The 15,943-nt window shown below is 71.2% G+C and carries 6 protein-coding genes and 1 pseudogene; 5 read left to right on the top strand and 2 right to left on the bottom strand.

What is annotated here, in order from left to right; genetic code table 11:
• The 4 genes and pseudogenes from CAP_RS52345 to CAP_RS16470 form a co-directional block, all read left to right on the top strand.
• A pseudogene (locus CAP_RS52345) lies at positions 1–320 on the top strand (hypothetical protein); the annotation flags it as partial.
• Positions 304–1,572, top strand: a complete 1,269-nt coding sequence (locus tag CAP_RS16480; RefSeq protein WP_197041202.1) for a radical SAM/SPASM domain-containing protein — start codon at positions 304–306, stop codon at positions 1,570–1,572. The pseudogene CAP_RS52345 and the gene CAP_RS16480, both read left to right, overlap by 17 nt.
• Positions 1,569–1,874, top strand: coding sequence for a hypothetical protein (locus CAP_RS16475; RefSeq protein WP_044241620.1), 306 nt, complete (start codon positions 1,569–1,571; stop codon positions 1,872–1,874). The genes CAP_RS16480 and CAP_RS16475 overlap by 4 nt, the downstream gene beginning before the upstream one ends.
• Positions 1,871–2,401 (top strand): hypothetical protein, encoded by a 531-nt coding sequence (locus CAP_RS16470; RefSeq protein WP_044241619.1) that lies wholly within the window; start codon positions 1,871–1,873, stop codon positions 2,399–2,401. The genes CAP_RS16475 and CAP_RS16470 overlap by 4 nt, the downstream gene beginning before the upstream one ends.
• Positions 2,402–2,678: 277 nt before the next feature.
• On the opposite strand, the gene CAP_RS16465 is transcribed toward CAP_RS16470, so the two are convergent.
• Positions 2,679–3,500 (bottom strand): enoyl-CoA hydratase/isomerase family protein, encoded by an 822-nt coding sequence (locus tag CAP_RS16465; RefSeq protein WP_044241618.1) that lies wholly within the window; start codon positions 3,498–3,500, stop codon positions 2,679–2,681.
• Between the two features lie 28 nt (positions 3,501–3,528).
• Entirely contained in the window at positions 3,529–4,416 is an 888-nt protein-coding gene (locus CAP_RS16460) for a 3-hydroxyacyl-CoA dehydrogenase family protein (protein WP_044241617.1), read from the bottom strand.
• Positions 4,417–4,698: 282 nt separating this feature from the next.
• Here CAP_RS16460 and CAP_RS16455 point away from each other — a divergent pair, with 282 nt between their 5' ends.
• Entirely contained in the window at positions 4,699–15,939 is an 11,241-nt protein-coding gene (locus CAP_RS16455) for a tetratricopeptide repeat protein (protein WP_044241675.1), read from the top strand.
• Positions 15,940–15,943 lie beyond the last annotated feature (4 nt).

The following is a 15,943-nucleotide window of genomic DNA, read 5'->3' as shown; positions in this document are numbered from 1 at the left end:
TGGCGCCGGCGGTGGCGCCGGCGGTGGCGCCTGACGACATCCTGGTGCTGCGCCGAGGGCCAGGGGCGAACTGCTCGTCGGTCGGGAGCGCGGTGGACGTGCTGTTCCTGTCGGCGGTGGTGGCCGGCGCGGCGCTCGTCGCGGTGGCTGCCGCAGTGAGACCTCGACGCGCGGCACACAGGGAAGCGGAAGAGGAGGCAGGCGCAGGCTCCTCCGGAAGCACGCGCGCGCCCGTGGAGGCTGGAGAGGGCGCGCAGGAGCGGCAGGCGAAGCAGCGCCGAAGCGAGGGGCATGGTGGGGACGATGCGGACGCGGGCTGAGGTGTTCGGGGCGTGGGTGCGCGTCGACGATGCGACGCTGATCGCGGTCAACCAGCGCGCGGCGCGGCGGCTGGGCATCGAGGGCGGCGCGCTGTGGGAGGTGGGCGAGGAGGCTGGGAGACCTGCAGCAGAGCAGGACGCGCTCGTGGAAGCCGTGCGGGGGATCCCGGCGCCGCTGGAGGTGCACCTGGCGGTGACCGCACGGTGCGGAGCGGGGTGCTCGGGGTGCTACCTGGACGCGACGCCCGACGGCGCAGTGCCAGCGTTCGAGGTGCTCGCGGAGCGGCTGCGGGCCATCGCGGAAGCAGGAGCCTTCACGGTCGCCTTCGGTGGAGGAGAGCCGCTCAGCCGATCGGATCTCGGCGCGCTGGGGCGCCTGGCGCGGGAGCTCGGGCTGACGCCGGTGGTGACCACCAGCGGGATCGGGATGAGCCGGGCCCGCGCGGAGGAGCTGCGCGCGTTCGCGCAGGTGAACGTGAGCTACGACGGGGAGCGGGAGGCCTACGCGGCAGTGCGCGGGTTCGACGGCGCCGCGGTCGCCGAGCGGGCGATGAAGATGCTGCGGGAGGCAGGCGTCGCGTTCGGGGTGAACGTGGTCCTGACGCGGCAGAGCGTCGACGTTCTGGAGCGGACGCTCGCGCGGGCGGCAGCGCTGGGCGCCGTGGAGGCGCAGCTCCTGCGGTACAAGCCAGCAGGGAGGGCGCAGCACGCGGGCTACCTGGAGGCCCGGCTGACGGAGGCGCAGGTGGCAGGGCTCGGTCCACGGATCGAGCGGCTGGTGGTGGAGGGCGTGGGAGCACCGGCGGTGAGCATGGGGATCCGGATCGACTGTGCGCTGGTCCCTCTGCTGTCCGGCGGGGCGCTGGATCCGGAGAGGCTGGCGCGGTTCGGGGTGCTGGGGTGCGAGGCGGGTCGGCACCTGGCCGCAGTGGGGGTGGGCGGGGCCGTGGCGCCCTGCAGCTTCGCCCCGTCCTCGCAGGCGGTGGCCGAAGAGGCGTGGGGGCGAGGAGGCGCGGGCGTCGGCGAGGCGACCCTCGCGTCGTGGCGGCGCCGGATGGCAGCAGAGCCGTGCGCGTCGTGTGCGTTGCAGGAGGTGTGTCGCGGGGGTTGCCGGGTGGTGGCGATGCACCTGACAGGAGCGCTGGGGCCAGACCCGGAGTGCCCGCGCGTGCAGGCCTTTCAGCGGGGTGAGCGGGGTAGCGCGGCGCAGAGATCCGCGCCGGTGGGACGGCGGCTGGAGGTGCTGCGATGACGGCCGCGGAGAGGGGGCTCATCGCCCTGGCGATGGGCGGCGTCGGCGCCGTGGTCGGCTACGCGGCGGTGCGCGTGGTGGAGGTGTGCCTGTTCCCGGAGGCAAACCCGGCGGTGCTGATCGGCGCCGCGCAGAGTCCTTTCGCGTGGCGGTGCTGGAACGCCCTCTACCTCGGAGGGCTCGCAGGGCTCGGCGCGCTGGCGCTGGCACGGCGCGCGCCGGTGGTGGCGGCGCGGTGGGTGGGGCACGGCGTGGCAGCGGCCGCCGTGGGGATGATGGTGCAGGCGACGCTCGCGCCATGACGGCATCGGAGCTGCGCTGGCTGACCGGTCTGCACGGGGTGCTCGGGTGGCTCGCCGTGGCAGGCCTCTCAGGCGCCCTGGTCAAGACGGCGCTGGAGGTGGCGCGCGCGCGGGGTCCGGGAGAAGGACCGGAGCGCGGAAGAGGCGGGGCGCTCCGCAGCGTGAAGGGGTGGATCCCCGCGCTGATCGCGCTGGCCACGGTGCTCATGGGAGCCGCCGTCGGGAGCGGGGTGGCGCTGGATCTCCCCTACCGAGGGCTGGTTCGACAGCGGCTGTTCCTGGCATCGCCGCACCTCGGGTGGATGTTCGAGCGAAAGCTCCACCTGTCGTTCGGGGCGCTGATGCTCGCCGGGTGCGCGGGCGCGCTGGCAGGGGCCGCCGCGCTGGCGCGGCGCCGGAAGGTGGGCGACGCGGGGTGGGTGGTCGCGCTGGAGCGAGGGGCGCGGGTCGCGCTGATCGTCAGTGCACTCTGGGCGCTGGCGGCCGCGACCATTGCAGTGGTCGTGGCCAGGCAAGTGACCTGGTGAGCAGGGCGCGCCAACAATGGCCCCGCAGGCGCTGTGCTCATGGATCAGGTCGATTCTCGGGCGTGCTTTTCGCTCCGATCCCTCTCGACAACGGCGTCGAGAATGGCAAATTCTTCCTTAGCCGCGGGCGTTACGGTCCGCTTCCCCCCCGATCGGGACGCAGCGCGGCGCTAACTCAATGGCTTTCGCCGAGGCCCCCCTCCTCCTCGGGCGAGAGTCTCCACGCGCACCCCGGAGTCCCTCCAGACCGGCGGTGCGCGTGGCTTTTTTGTGGCGGTTACTTGCCGGCGAAGGTCGCTTTCGCCTTCTGCAGGAAAGCCGTCATGCCCGTCTTCTGATCCTCGCTGCCGAACAGGGTGGCGAACGCCTGCGCTTCGAGTTCGCTGGCCGCGACCAGATCAATGTCTTCACCCCGGAGGATGACGCGCTTGGCCGCCGCGACGGCGAGCGGGCCCCGCGAGGCGATCTTGAGGGCGACCTCGCGGACGCGGGCGAGGAGATCGGCCGGCGGATGGACGGCGTTGACGAGCCCGATGGCGAGTGCCTGCTCGGCGGTGAGCATGTCACCGGTGTAGATGAGTTCCCGAGCACGGCCAGCGCCGACACGGCGAGTCAGGCGCTGGGTGCCCCCGAAGCCCGGGATGACGCCGAGGTTGACCTCGGGCTGGCCGAGCTTGGCGCCTTCCGCGGCGTGGATGAAGTCGCAGGCGAGCGCGAGTTCGCAGCCTCCTCCGAGCGCAGGCCCGTTGACCGCCGCGATGATCGGGAAAGGCGCGCTCTCAAGGAGGGCACAGAGCTGATGGCCTGCTTCCGCGAAGCGGCGCGCCTCGACGCTGTTCATGCCGGCCATCTCGGCGATGTCGGCCCCGGCGACGAACGCACGGCCAGCGCCGGTGAGCACGGCGACCCGCACCGGCCCGGAGGCCGACGCCTCGGCGGGCGCAGGCGCGGAGGCGTGCTCGTCGACGAGCGCGCGGAAGACGTGGGTGAGGTCGCGCAGGACCGCTGGGTTGAGCGCGTTGAGTTTGTCAGGGCGCTGGATGGTGACGACGGCCAGGTGGCCGTCGCGCTCGACGGTGACGTGCGGGGTGGTGGTCATGGGGGTGTCCTCGGCTGGGTGACTCAACTCAAAGGGAGGAGCCGGTGCGCTGGCCCTTGGCGTCGTAGGTGTAGAAGCCTCGCCCGGTCTTGCGGCCGTACCATCCAGCCGCGACGAGGTTTCGGAGGAGGACGGCGGGGCGATACTTGGGGTCGCCGATCTCGCTGTGGAGGACCTCGGCGATGGCGAGGACCGTGTCGAGGCCGATGAGGTCGGCGAGCTCGAGGGGCCCCATGGGATGGTTGAGCCCGAGCTTGGCGCCGGTGTCGATGTCCTCGGGCGTGCCGGTGCCCTCCTGGAGCGCGAAGCATGCCTCGTTGAGGAAGGGGATGAGCATGCGGTTGACGAGGAAGCCGGGCGCGTCCTTGGAGGTGATGACGGTCTTGCCAAGCCGCTCGGAGAGCTCGCGTACGGCCGTGTAGGTGGCCTCGGAGGTCTGCACGCCGCGGACGATCTCCACGAGCTTCATGAGGGGAACGGGGTTCATGAAGTGCATGCCGATCACGCGCTCGGGGCGCCTGGTGGAGCCTGCGAGGCGGGTGATGGAGATGGAGGAGGTGTTGGACGCGAGGATGCCACCCTCGGGGAGCGCGGCATCGGCGCGCCGGAAGAGGGCGAGCTTGAGTTCGACGTTCTCGGTGGCCGCTTCGACCGCCAGGTCCGTCGTCGCGAGATCGTCCATGCTCCCCGCGCAGGCGATGCGGTCGAGGAGGTCCTGGCGGGATTCCGCTGTGATCTTCCCCTTCTCGACCTGCTTGCCCAGGATCGACGCGATCTGCCCCTTGCCGGACTCCGCGACGTCCCGGCTCACGTCACAGAGGAGTACCTCCAGCCCGGCGCCCGCCGCGACCTGGGCGATGCCCCGCCCCATCTGCCCCGCTCCGATGACCCCGAGCCGCTTGATCGTGGTTTCCATGGGCGGGCCTGATAGCCGAACCAGGGCCCGCCGTGAACCGCCGGACGCTGCCCTGGCGACCCGACCTTGAAACCTCAGCAGGGAGGGGGCTATCTTCGCTGCCCCAGTGGAAGCGCGCGATTTCGACGAATGCCGCGCGAAGGCGCGGGGCCAACGGTCGGTCGCGTGTCGACGCGCGCGGACGCTGGGACGAGCACGTTGTGGTTCTGGGCTGGGTGAGGTCGCGATTTCCGCCGGCCGGCGCGCACGAGTGCACGCCGACGCAGCGGGACCGGAGAGATGATGAGCGTTGAGACGATTCGCATGGCGCTCGGGCGCCTGCAGGACGAGCCGGAAAACGATGCAGCCTGGAAGGAGCTCGAGGACGCCGTCACGGCGCCGGGCGTGAGCGAGACCGACGTGGAGCGGCTCCTCGGGGCTGCCCGCGGCAAGCACGAGCAGCGCCGCGAGTGGGGAGCCGTCGCGCGGCTGCTGGAACTCGAGATCGCGCTGTCCTCCGGGGGCGCCGTGGAGGCGCCGATGCAAGCCGAGCTGGCGCGGATCTACAGCGACGAGCTCATCGACGTCGACCGGGCGTCGAACGCGTACCGCAAGCTCCTCGAGCTGCGCCCCGGCGACGCGGGGGCCACCGAGGCGCTCGAGGACTTCGAGGTGAAGCGCGAGAAGTGGCGCGAGCTGACGGCGCGCTACGTGAGCGAAGCCGAGGCGGCGACCGACGACGCCTTCAAGAGCGTCCTCTACACGAGCGCCGCGGACGTGGCCTACCGCTACGGGCGCGAGGAGGCCGCAGAGGAGGTGCTGCGACACCTCGACGAGGCGCTACGGCTCGACCGGAAGAACCGGCGGGCGGCGGCGCTGGCCGAACTCGCGTTCTCCGCCGCCTCCGACTGGGAGGCCGTCGCGCGCGTGCAGCAGACGGTGCTCACCGAGTCGCCGCAGAAGGACGATCGGGTCGCGGCCGGGCTGCGGGCGGGGCGCACCCTGGCGCAGCCGCTCAAGGATCAGGACCGCGCCATCACGGTGTACAAGCAGGTGCTCGATCTCGCGCCGGGTCAGCCCGAGGCGATGTCGTTCCTCGCCGAGGCGTACTCGGCGGCGAGCGACTGGGATCGCCTGGTGGCGCTCTACGAGGACCAGCTCCGGGGCGGCGGCGTCAAGGCCGGCGAGGAGCTGGGGATGCTCGTGCAGATCGCGATGGTCCACTGGCGGATGCGCGAGCAGCCCGATGCAGCCGAGCCGTACTTCGATCGGGTGCGGCGCACGGACCCGACCCACGAGGGAATGCTCACCTTCTTCCGTGAGCTGTGCACCGCGCGGGGAGACACGGGGCGGCTCAGCACCATCCTCACCGACGCGCAGCGGGCGATGCCCGAGGGGGCGCAGCGCCGCACGCTCGCCACGGAGATCGCGCGCCTCGTGGAGTCGAACGAGAGCGCGGCGAAGGCGATCGAGCAGTACAAGGCCGTGCTGCGCGCCGATCCGGAGAGCCGCGAGGCGCGCGACGCGCTGAAGCGCCTCTACCTGCAGACCGAGGGCTACAACCCGCTCGTCGAGCTGTACCGGTGGGACCTCGAGCGGACGCCCGCCGAAGACGCCGAGGGGCGCGCGGCGGTGCTGCGCGAGATCGCCACCGTCTACCGGGACCGGACCCGGAACGACGCGGCGCTGGTGACGGTACTGACCCAGCTCGTGCAGCTCGATGACAAGGACATCGAGGCGGTGCGCGAGCTGACGCGCATCTACGAGTCACTCGGGCGCTGGCGCGACCTCTTGCAGTACCAGCAGCGGCTCGCGGAGCTGAGCCACGTCCCCGCGGAGAAGGCGAACCTCTACCGCGCCGTCGCGCGGCGGTGGATCGATCAGTTCTCCAACGTGCAGAACGCGATCACCGCGTACGAGGCGCTCCTCCAGGTGGAGGGGACCGACGAGGAGGCGCAGCAGAAGCTGCGCGAGCTGTACCTGAAGCGGCGCGCGTGGCCGCAGCTCTACACCCTCTACGAGCGGCAGCTCTCGGTCGCCGCCGGGGCGGAGCGGGTGGAGCTGCTCGGGGAGATGGCGAAGCTCGCGGCAGAGCGGCTCGACCGCGGGGCCGACGCGATCGCGCTCCAGAAGCAGATCCTGGAGATCGAGCCCGGGACGGCCGGCGTCCTCGACGCGCTGGAGAAGCTCGCCGAGCGCGAGAAGGACTTCGGCACGGTCGCGGAGGTGCTGGAGCGCCGGGTGGATCTCGCCACCGATGACGCGGGGCGCCTCGCGGCGCTGCAGAAGCTCGGCGCGGTGTACGCAGAGCGGTTGAAGGACGGGGCGGCAGCCGCGCGGACCTGGCGCCGGGTGCTCGCGCTCTCTCCGGGGCACGCGCGGGCGCTCAGGGTGCTGCGCGACACGTACTTCACCGTCGGTGACTGGGACGGCCTCGAAGAGCTGTACGCGTCGCAGCGCGACTGGGAAGGGCTCGTCGACTTCCTCTCCACGGCCGCCGACAAGGCGCCCGATCCGCAGACGAAGCTCGACATCTCCTTCCGGGCGGCGCGGATCTTCGAGGAGGAGCTGCGCGCCCCCGAGCGCGCTGCGCGCTCCTACGAGCGAGTGCTCACGGTGTCCGCGCGAGACCCGCGCGCCGCCGCGGCGCTGGTGCCGATCTACGAGAAGGAAGAGAAGTGGTCGCGCCTGCCGGCGCTCTACGAGATCCTCCTCGACACCACCGAGGACGTGGGGACGAAGGTGGAGATCCTCCGGAAGCTCGCCGCGGTGACGGGCGAGCCGCTCTCCGACAAGGTGAGCGCGGTGGGCTACGCGCGGCGGGCCTACGAGCTGCAGCCCGACGAGGAAGGGCTCGGCCTCCTCGAAGCGTGGTCGAGGGCGGCGTCGAGCTGGGGGCCGTTCGTGCAGGCCGTGGAGGGTCGCCTCAAGCAGGCAGAAGACCTCGCGCCCGACGCGAAGCGGAGCCTGCAGCTCAAGCTCGCCGAGGTGTACGCGCGGGAGATGGGCAAGCTCGACGAGGCCGTCCACGTGTACAGGGCGCTCGTCGAGGAAGATCCGACGGACGTCGACACCGTACAGGCGCTCGACGAGCTGCTCCGCGCCAGCGCGCGCAAGGACGACCTGCGCTGGCTCTTCGCGCTGCGGGCAGGTCAGGTGGAGGGCGAGGAGCGCGCCGAGATCCTCGAAGAGTGGGCGACGCTCGAAGAGGAGGTCTTCGGCGACGCCTCGAAGGCCATCGAGCTGCTCCGGCAGGTGACGGACCTCGTCCCGGGCCGGAGCGAGTCGCTGCGGGCACTGTCGCGGCTGCTCACGGCGGCAGGCGAGTTCGAGGCGGCCGCCGAGGTGGTGGCCGTGCACCGCGACGCGAGCGAGGGCGAGGAGCGGGCGCGCCGGGAGATCGAGCTGGCGGGGCTCTACCTCGACCGGCTGGGGCGGCCGGTGGACTCGTTCCATGCCTGCGTACGCGCGCTCGAGATCGAGGCGCACGACAGCGACGCGATCGCCATCCTGGGGCGGCTCATGGAGCGGCCGGAGACGCGGGCCCGGGCGGCCGAGGTGCTGTCGACGGAGTACGCGGAGATCGGCGACCCGCGGCGCGAGGCGATGGCCCTGCGGGTGCTCCTCGAAGGCGAGCCCGATGCGGAGCGGCGGCGGGAGCTCTACCTGCGGCTGGCGATCGTGGAAGAGTCGAAGCTGCGGGCTGCGGGCACCGCGTTCGACGTGCTCCTGCGGGCGCTCCACGAGTTCTCCGACGACCTCGTGCTGTGGGATCGGGCGGCGGAGCTGGCGCAGCGCGCTGGGCGCCCGACCGACCTGGCGGAGGCCTACCGGCTGCACCTGGTCGCGGGCCGCACGGAAGGCGACAAGGTGCTCGGCAGCGCCATCGAGGTGGAGCTGTGCGAGCGGGCCGCGAGCCTGCACGACGAGCAGCTCGGCGATCCGGAGGGGGCGATGCCCTACCTGGAGCGCGTGCTCGCGGTGGACCCGAACAACAGCCGCGCCTTCAGCCGGCTGAAGCAGATCCTCACGAACTCCGAGCGCTGGGGCGAACTCGAGGATCTGTACGACAAGGCGGCGAAGGCCACGACCGATCAACAGGACCGGATCGAGCTGCTCAACGAGGTGGCGCTGATCGCCGAGGAGATCATCGGCGACGCGTCGAAGGCCATCGGCTACTACGAGCGGGTGCTGGCGCTCGACACGTTCCACGTGCCGTCGCTCGACGCGCTGGAGAAGCTCTACGAGCGCGAGGGTCGCTGGCAAGATCTGGCAGCGCTGCTGGAGCGGCGGCTGGCGACGGCCACCGACGAGGAGGGGGTGGACATCAAGCTCCACCTCGGGCGCATCTACCTGGACCGGCTGCTGCAGCCCGAGCTCGCGCTGACGCACCTGGAGGACGTGCTCCGGCTGCGCCAGAACGACGCCGAGGCGCGGAGCCTGGTGGAGCGGGTGCTGGAGATCGGCAGCCTGCGGCTCCGTTCGGCGCGCGTGCTGGAGGTGGTGTACGAGGCGCGCGACGAGATCCGGCAGCTCGTGCGGGTGCTGGAGATCCGCCGCGAGGGCGCGACCGACGAGCAGGAGCGGCGGGAACTCTTGCGGCGCATCAGCGTGCTGCGCGACGAGCGGCTGCGCGACGATGCGGGCGCGTTCTCGACGCTGTCTGAACTCGTGCCCCTGGAGCCCGAGGACCCGGCCGCGCGGTCGCGGCTCCTGGAGATCGGGCGGAGGCTCGGCTCGCACGAGCAGGTGGCCAGCGTGCTCACCGCGGCGGGCGACGCCTGCACGACGCCCGTGACCCAGGGCGAGATCCTGATGGAGGTCGCGCGGATCTACGAGGATCTGCTCGACGACGCGAACCGGGCCGAGCAGGTCTACCGGCGCGTCCTCGGGATCGACGCGAACGATCCGCAGCTCGTGATCCCGGCGGCCCAGGCGCTGGGGCGGATCTATGCGTCGCGGGAGCAGCACCAGGCGCTCGCCGAGGTGCTCGGGATCGAGGTGCGGCTGGAGGACGACGCCGACACCCGGCGGGCACTCTACGAGCGGATCGGGATCCTCTACGACACGGTGCTCGACGATCCGACGAAGGCCATCGAGGCCTGGCGGGCGCGCCTCTCGGACGATCCGACCGATGTGTCGGCTCTGTCGGCGCTGGAGCGGCTGTACGAGCGCACGTCCCAGTGGCGGGAACTCGTGGGCATCCTGCGAGCGCGCGAGCAGTCCACCGAGGACTCCGCAGAGCGGCGGCGGGCCATGACCAAGGCGGCCGAGACGCTGGCGCACAAGCTCGCGGACGTGCCGGAGGCGATCAACGCCTGGCGGGCGGTGCTCGACGAGTTCGGGCCGGAGCGCTCGACCCTGGCGTCGCTGGAGACGCTGTACGAGCTCGACGAGCGCTGGGTGGAGCTTGCCGACGCGCTCGACGTGGACCTGTCGCTGACCGACGACACGAAGCTGCGGCTGGCCCTGCTGGCGCAGCTCGGCGACGTCCGGCGGCTGCACCAGGACGATGCGCAGGGAGCGCTCGACGCCTACCGGCAGGCGCTCTCGCTCGACCGCGCCGACACGCGGAGCCGCAAGGCCCTGGAGGCGATGCTGGAGCGCGAGGACGCACGCCGCGACGCCGCCGAGACGCTGGAGCCGCTCTACGAGGACGACGGTGACGCGGAGCGGCTGCTCCGGGTGCTGGAGATCAAGGTCGAAACGGGCACCGAGGCGAGCGAGCGCCTCTCGACCCTGCACAAGGCGCTGCGCACGGCCGAGGGGCCGCTCGGCGACACGTCGCGGGCCTTCAGCTACGCCCTGCGCGGCCTGAAGGAGGGCGCGGGTGAGCCCGAGGTGTCGAGCTGGATCGACACGGTGGAGCGGCTCGGCGAGACGACCGGGCGCTGGGCAGAGGTGTGCGCGCTGTTCCAGGAAATCGCGCCCGACATTCTCGACGGAGACGTGCAGCAGAACGTCCGCTTGCGGGTGGGCGAGCTGGCGCGCCACAAGCTGAGCGACCGGGAGCGGGCCATCACCCAGTACCGGAAGGCGCTGGAGTCGCGCGGCGACGACCGACGCGCGATGATCGCCCTCGAAGAGCTGTACGGCGAGGCCGACGACGCCGTGAACCTCCTGGAGATCCTGAAGCTCCGGGTGGAGAACGCGCAGAACAACGACGAGAAGACGAAGCTCCTCTTCCGGGTGGCCGATCTGCAGCGCGGCCCGCTGGGTGACAAGGAGGGCGCCATCTCGACGTACGAGGAGATCCTCGACATCACCCTCGAAGTCGCGGCCATCAAGGCGCTCGATGCGCTCTACCGCGAGGCGAGCAGGTACGAGGATCTGATCCGGCTCTACGAGCGCCAGCTCGACTCCGGCGCAGGCCCCGCGGAGATGGCGGAGCTGCACGTGAAGATCGCGCTCGTCGCGCACCAGCACACGGGCGACGTGCAGCGCGCCTTCGACGAACTCTCGGAGGCGCTGCTCATCGAGCAGAGCCACGTGGGAGCCGTGACGCTCCTGGAGTCCATCCTGGAGAACGCCACCGACCCGGAGCACAAAGCGCGGGCGGGGGAGATGCTGGAGTCGGTCTACCTGCGCCGCGCCGACTGGAGCCGGGTGAAGGTGGCGCTCGACGCGCGGCTGTCAGCGAGCCAGGAGCCGGCCGAGCGCCGCGACCTCCTGCAGCGACTGGCCACGCTCCACGAGGAGCAGCTCGAAGATTACCGGTCGGCGCTCGAGACCGTCGCGAAGCTCCTCCACGAGGATCTCACCGACGAGGGCGTGTGGGCGGAGCTGGAGCGGTTGGCGAAGGTCGCGAGCGCGGAGCGGCGCCTCGCGGAGATCTACGCCGCCGAGCTGAACGAGCTCTCCGGAGACGATGATTCGAGCGCCAAGCTGTGCCGGCGCACCGGCGAGATCTACGCGGAACTCGGTGAGGTGACCGAGGCGCTCCGGTGGTACCGGCGGGCGCACGAGTTCTCACCCGAGTCCCGGGAGCTGTTCCTGGCCATCGACGGCCTCCTGAAGAAGGAGCGTCGGCACGGTGAGCGGATCGAGCTTTACCGCGCCTCGCTGGATCACCGCGACGGCAAGGACCGGCTCGACGCGCTGCACACCATCGCGGAGCTGGAGCGCCGGGAGCTGGGGCAGCCGGCCGCCGCGATCGACACGTACCGCGCCGCCCTCGACGTGGACGACGGGGACACGCGGTCGCTCGACGCGCTCACGGAGCTTTACCGAGAGCTGGATCGGCCGAGGGACCTGGCCGATCTCTACCTGCGCCGCGCCGAGGCCGCGCCCGACGGAGAGCAGGCGGCGCCCTTCCGGCTGTCGCTGGCCGAGATCCTGCGCACGCGGCTCGACGACACCTCGGGGGCGATCGATCAGCTCGAAGCGATCGTGACCGAGGTCCCGTGGCACACCGAGGCCATCAAGGCCCTGGAGGCGCTGGTCGGCGACGCCGAGCACAAGGCGCGCGTCGTGGAGATCCTGCGCCCGCTCTACGAGCGGTCGGACGACTGGCGGCACCTGATCCGGCTGAACGAGGAGCGGTTCTCGCTCGCCTCGGATCCGCAGGAGAAGGTGGCCGTGCTGCGGGAGACGGCGAAGCTCTGGGAGACGCGCGGAGGCGATGAGCTGAAGGCGATCCAGGCGCTGCGCGCCGCGTTCCGGATCGATCCGGACGACAGCGAGACGCGGGCGGAGCTGACGCGGATTGCCTCGGATCTCGGCGCCTGGGAGGAGCTCGCCGAGAGCCTCGAACAAGGGACGCTCGCGACCTCGGACGATCTGACCCGCCGCGAGCTGCTCACCTCCCTCGCCGAGATCTACGACCGGCAGATCGACGATCCGCGGCGCGCCCTGCGCGCGTACGAGCGCCTGAGCGCCCTCGATCCGAGCGATCCGCAGCCGCTGGAGGCGATGGACACGCTGGCCGTGCTGCTCAGCGACTGGGGGACCCTGATCGGGGTGCTCGAAAAGAAGAGCGGGATGGCCTCGGACGAGGAGAACGCCTCCATCTGGCGGCGCATCGCCGAGACGAAGCTCGACATGATCGAGGACTCCGACGGCGCGATCAGCGCCTACGAGCGCGCCCTGGAGTTCGACGCCCAGAGCACGATGACCATCGACGCGCTGATCAACCTCTACGAGCCCCGCGAGAACGCCCAGCGTCTGGTGGAGCTGTACGCGCAGCGCGTGGAGCTGACGGAGCCCGACGAGGCGGACCTGCGCTACGATCTCAACGTGAGCGCTGCAGAGCGCTACGAGAAGGCGCTGCAGAGCCCGAGGGATGCGATCAACGCCCTGAATGCAGCGCTGGAGGCGCGGGCCGGAGACCGGGCGGTGCTCAAGGCGCTGGAGCGGCTCTACCGCTCCGAGCAGATGTGGGACGAGCTGCTGGAGAACCTGAAGCAGCAGGCAGCGGCCGCTGAGGACACGGCCTCCCGCGTCGCCCTGCGGACGGCGATCGGCGATCTGTACGCGAAGGAGCTGCAGAGCCCGAGCGACGCCATCGAGCAGTACCAGCTCGTGCTCGGCGAGGACCCGTCGAGCGACCACGCCATCAAGGCCGTCCGCGCCATCGGCGAGGCGCAGGACGAGCTGCGGCTCGACGCGGCGAACGTGCTGGAGCCCGTGCTCCGCAACGCGGGCCGCTACGAGGAGCTGGCCGCTGCCCTGGAGCTCCGGCTGCGGGCGCAGACCGAGCCCACCGATCGCGCGACGACCCTGAGGGCGATCGCGCTGGTGCAGGACGAGCAGCTCAAGCGCCCGCTCGAGGCGGAGGCCGCGCTGCTCCGCGCGCTCGAAGATACGCCGGAGGACGTCACGCTCCACGAGGACATCGAGCGGATCGCGGAGCGCACCGAGGGCTTCGGCCGCTACTGCGACGCCCTCGCGCAGCGGGCGGGAGCTATCTTCGACGCCACGGTGGCGAAGGATCTGTGGCTGCGGGTCGGCCGCATCGCCGAGGAGAAGCTGAAGGACGATCGGCGCAGCGTCGAGGCGTACGCCAAGGCGGTGGAGCACGCGGGCGACGAGCCTGCGCTGCTCGAAGCGCTCGACCGGCTCTACGGCCGCCTCGGGGACACCAAGGCCCTGGCCGACGTGCTGGAGCGCCGGGTCGCCGTGACGCCCGACGAGCGGCATCAGGCCGAGCTGTTCTACCGGCTGGCGGTGATCCAGATCGAGTCGTTCGACGACAAGTCCCAGGGCCTCGCGACCCTGCGTCAGGCGCTCGAACGCGCGGTGGACCACGAGAAGGCGAGCGCCGCGCTGGAGAAGCTCACGGACAGCCCGGAACTCTTCGAGGAAGCCGCGGAGGCGCTGGAGGGTGTCTACCGGACGCGCAACGACAACCCCTCGCTGGCACGCCTCTACGAGAAGCGGATCCGCCTGGCCGCGACCGGCGCGGAGCGCGTGCGCATGCGCCTCGATCTGGCCAAGGTGCTGGAGGAGCGCGCGAGCGACGCCCGGGCCGCGCAGGAGACGCTGGAGAAGGCCCTGGCGGATGAGCCGTCCGACGCTGACGTGCTCGCGGAGCTGGAGCGGCTCGCCCCGATGACGGGCGGGTGGCAGAGCGCCGCGGCCGCGCTGGAGAAGGCGGTTCGCGAGGCGACGGACCTCGACGGCGACACGGCGCGCGATCTGTGGATGCGCATCGCCGAGTGGCAGAAGGACAAGGTCGGGGATCCCCGCGCTGCCGAGCGCGCCTTCGAGGAGGCGCTGAAGCACGACGCGACGAGTGAGCACATCCTCAGGTCCATCGAGCAGATCCAGCGGACCTCGGGACGGGAGCTGGACCTCGTGGCGACGCTGCGGAGGCTCGCCGCGCTCGACGGGATGGATGGACAGGCGTCGGAGATCCGCCGCGAGGCGAAGGCGCTCGCCGAGGGGCCCCTCAACGACAAGGTGCTGGTCGAGGCGATCCTGCGCGAGATGATCGCGGCGGACGACGGCGATGCCTGGGCACTGTCCGAGCTGACCAAGGTCCGCGAGGCGGCGAGCGACTGGAAGGAGGTCTACGCCCTCCTGGTCCGTCAGGCCGAGCTCGCGGCAGACGCAGAGGTCATCCGGGAGAAGCGGCACGCCGCGGCTGCCGTGGCGCGCGAGCGCCTCGGAGAGCACGCGGGGGCCATCGAGCTCTACGAGACCATCTTCGAGGACGAGCCGTCCGACGAGCGCGCCGCGAAGGCGCTGCGCGAGCTGTACGCAGCGACCGGCAAGTACAAGGAACTCCTCAAGCTCCTGGAGCGTCTCACCGACCTGGCGGAATCGTCTCAGGCCCGGTCAGCGCTGCGGCTGGAGAGCGCCGAGATCTGCCTGTCGAGGCTCGATGCCGTGGGTGAGGCGACCGAGCACCTGCGCGCCGTGCTCGACGAGGAGCCCGAGAACGACAAGGCGACGGCACTCCTGGCGCAGCTCCTCGAAAAGACGGGTCGCGATCAGGAGCTGTCCGACCTGTTCGTGCGCCAGATCGATCTCGCCAAGGAGCGGAACGACGTCGCGGCCGAGCTGCTCTACAGCGTCCGCCTGGGCGAGGTGTACGAGAAGCGGCTGAACGACACGGCGCGGGCCATCGAGTCCTACCGCGCGGTGCTGGCACGCGAGCCTCGGCACAAGGAAGCGCTGCTCTCGCTGGCGCGCCTCTACGAGCAGAAGGGCGACAAGGCAGCCGCCGCGGAGCAGCTCGAGGTGGTGCTGGCCGACACGAGCGGTCAGGACGCCGTGACGACGGCGCTGCGGCTCGCAGACCTTCACCGCGCCCTCAGCGACGAGGCGGCGGTGCGGCGGGTGCTGGAGCGTGGCCTCAGCGCAGACCAGAGCGCGGCAGAGATCCGCAAGCGGCTGCTCTCGCTCTACGAGAAGCAGGAGGCGTGGACGGAGCTTGCCGAGCTGATCACGGGCGATGCCGACACCGCCACGGAGGCGACACAGAAGGTGAACCTCTACCGGAAGGCGGCGCAGATCCACATGGAGAAGCGCAGCGATCCGGGGCGATCGGCAGAGCTTCTGGAGAAGGCGTCCGATCTCCAGAAGGGCGATCGGGAGCTGCTCCTCGCGCTCTGCGATGCGTACAGCGCCTCCGGGCGGGGACAGAAAGCGGCCGAGGCGCTGCAGAAGATCATCGAGTCCTACGGCGGGCGGCGCTCGAAGGAACTCGCGGCGATCCACCACCGGCTGTCCAAGGCCTACTTGGCGGATGGGCAGCAGGAGAAGGCGCTGGCGGAGCTGGAGACGGCGTTCAAGATCGATCCCGGATCGATCGCCGTCCTCCGGGAACTCGGGGTGCTCTCCCTGCAGATGTCGTCGACCAGCGAGGACAAGGTCAAGGACGCGCACCTCGATCGGGCGCAGAAGACCTTCCGCGCGCTCCTGCTCCAGAAGCTCGACGACACCGCCCCGATCACCAAGGCCGAGGTCTTCTACTACCTCGGCGAGATCAGCCACCGGCAGAGCGATGACAAGAAGGCCATCCAGATGCTGGAGCGCGCGCTGGACAGCAACAAGGACCTCGCCGTGGCCAAGGAGCTGATGGCGAAGCTCAAGAAATAGGGTC

Source organism: Chondromyces apiculatus DSM 436 (assembly GCF_000601485.1).
Taxonomy (GTDB): domain Bacteria; phylum Myxococcota_A; class Polyangia; order Polyangiales; family Polyangiaceae; genus Chondromyces; species Chondromyces apiculatus.
This window is presented reverse-complemented; position numbering and strand designations above follow the sequence as displayed.

Coding starts and splice junctions, on each gene's coding strand:
- CAP_RS16480 (WP_197041202.1), top strand. CDS start 304: ATGCGGACGCGGGCTGAGGTGTTCGGGGCGTGGGTGCGCGTCGACGAT.
- CAP_RS16475 (WP_044241620.1), top strand. CDS start 1,569: ATGACGGCCGCGGAGAGGGGGCTCATCGCCCTGGCGATGGGCGGCGTC.
- CAP_RS16470 (WP_044241619.1), top strand. CDS start 1,871: ATGACGGCATCGGAGCTGCGCTGGCTGACCGGTCTGCACGGGGTGCTC.
- CAP_RS16465 (WP_044241618.1), bottom strand. CDS start 3,500: ATGACCACCACCCCGCACGTCACCGTCGAGCGCGACGGCCACCTGGCC.
- CAP_RS16460 (WP_044241617.1), bottom strand. CDS start 4,416: ATGGAAACCACGATCAAGCGGCTCGGGGTCATCGGAGCGGGGCAGATG.
- CAP_RS16455 (WP_044241675.1), top strand. CDS start 4,699: ATGAGCGTTGAGACGATTCGCATGGCGCTCGGGCGCCTGCAGGACGAG.